Origin of the sequence: Mycobacterium sp. (genome assembly GCF_049280035.1) — a bacterium.
Lineage (GTDB): Bacteria > Actinomycetota > Actinomycetes > Mycobacteriales > Mycobacteriaceae > Mycobacterium.
This window is the reverse complement of sequence record NZ_JBAPPI010000371.1, coordinates 1-1,752: the sequence shown is the minus strand read 5'-3', so window position 1 is coordinate 1,752 and position 1,752 is coordinate 1. Positions and strand designations below refer to the sequence as shown.

At 64.6% G+C, this 1,752-nt stretch carries 2 protein-coding genes and 1 pseudogene; all 3 read right to left on the bottom strand.

The window, feature by feature from the left end:
* Positions 1-16: 16 nt before the first annotated feature.
* Positions 17-463 carry an SRPBCC family protein gene (locus WAN71_RS12545; RefSeq protein WP_422225637.1) on the bottom strand — a complete coding sequence of 149 codons (447 nt, stop codon included), beginning with the start codon at positions 461-463 and terminating at the stop codon, positions 17-19.
* Positions 464-475: 12 nt separating this feature from the next.
* On the bottom strand, positions 476-814 hold the full coding sequence (locus WAN71_RS12540; RefSeq protein ID WP_422225636.1) for a type II toxin-antitoxin system Phd/YefM family antitoxin: 339 nt from the start codon (positions 812-814) through the stop codon (positions 476-478).
* Positions 784-1,752, bottom strand: a pseudogene (locus WAN71_RS12535) (MCE family protein); the annotation flags it as partial. The pseudogene WAN71_RS12535 and the gene WAN71_RS12540, both read right to left, overlap by 31 nt.

The window sequence follows — 1,752 nt, the reverse complement described above, 5'->3', positions numbered from 1 at the left end:
GATGATGTCGGGGCGATCAGCCACCAGCCTTCTCCCATCGCTTCGCCAGCCCGGCGAGCATCACGTCGGACTGTCGCACCTGGACGCGACACGCCGCACGTTCGGCGAGCGTTTGAATTCGGCCAGGCGCGATTTCGATTGTGCTGGTCAGTGTCACGACGGTTGTGCCGTTTTGGGCAGCCCGCAATGTCCACCGATTATTGAACCGGCGCACGCGCTTGGGCAGGCCTTCGACGTCGTAGGCAAGTGTCCATGTCGGGTCGAACTCGGTGATCCGCTCCACCAAGGCGTTGCGGCCGACCTGGACTCGCCGGGTGGTGCCGACGGGGTGGCTGCCGTGATTGAGGATGCACGAGTGATCGATGTTGTCCGCCCAGGAACTGATCGAGCCGAAGTCTGCGAGAACATCCCAGACTTCCTTCGGCTCGGCCGCGACGGTGCGACTGCGGTAAATATCGGCCACCGCCTCACGCTACTAGGCCGGCCTCCGGGCCTCACTGCTAACCGCTGAGACGATGCGAGCAACCAGCTCGCCGCCACGGAGGACCTCGATCGTCTGCCCGGCGGCAACCCTATCGAAGCACCGGCCGGCGCGCGTTCGCAGCTCGTCCAGCCCGACCCACCCAGCGTCCGGCGCCACCCTCACGTCACCGACTGACACGATCCTGGCAACCAGCTTGCCGCGACGCACGACATCGAGCGTCTCCCCGGCGGCGACCCGCCCAAGATACGTGCACGCATCACTGCGAAGCTGGCCCAGACCAATCACTTTCGGCATTTCGCTCAGCTGGCCGGCGCCAGCATATCCTTCCATCCGTCGTCTCCTGTTTTACTCGAGTTGTCGACCGCGTACTTCGCACCGTTGGGCCCTGCCAGTTCACCGCTCTGCGGACTGTAGACGGCCGCGGGCGGCCCGCCGGGAACGTAGACGCAGGGATTAGGTTGTTGCCCATTGCATTCCACGGTGCCCGAACCCGGCCGCTGCAGCGGATCGCTGATCGGCGGCGGCGTCTGCCCGCCTGGCGGCAGCCTATCGGCGGGCAGTGGGTTCAGGCCGTTGTTGACCGACGGCGCCGGTATCACGTGGCCGGGATCTACCGGCTGATCGCATCGCGCGCCCGGTGCCGGGCAGTTCCGGATCTGATTGGGGTCGCCGTACCACGGATTGGTGCCTGACGGAACATACGGGCTGGGGTCGCGGCACTCCCGAGGCGTCGCGGCACGTTTACCGGGGACATCGACACACGGAATATTGCGGGCCCCGCGCACGGCGTTAGCCGGGAAGTCTTGCGGGATCTTGCAATATGTTCCGGACGGCAGCGGGGCCAGGCTGGTGTCCGCCGGAGACCGCCACTGAGATGCTGGGAGGAAGCCGGTCATACACGGCGGTGGCTGGTTGATCGTCAGCGCAGTGTCAAGGGAGGCGTAGCCCGGAAACGCCACCGTCTCCGTCTGGCCGGCCGCAACGTTTTGCGGCAGGAATACCAGTATTTGCTCGACACCCTTGTGGTAGCGCTTGAGCATCTCGAGCACGATCTCGAGATTCGCCAATGTCTGCGGAAGTGAGTCGCGGACGTCGTTGAACACCGAATTGACCTGATCTGCGGTCGGTGCCCCTTGGTTAAGGATGCTCTGCACGTGCTGGTCGTTCTGCGCAGTCTGCGCGGCAAGGACATTCAGGTTGTGGGACCAGCGTTTGATCGCTCCGCTCGAGTCGACCTGGCTGTCCAAGATCGGCCCGGAGTTTTTAAT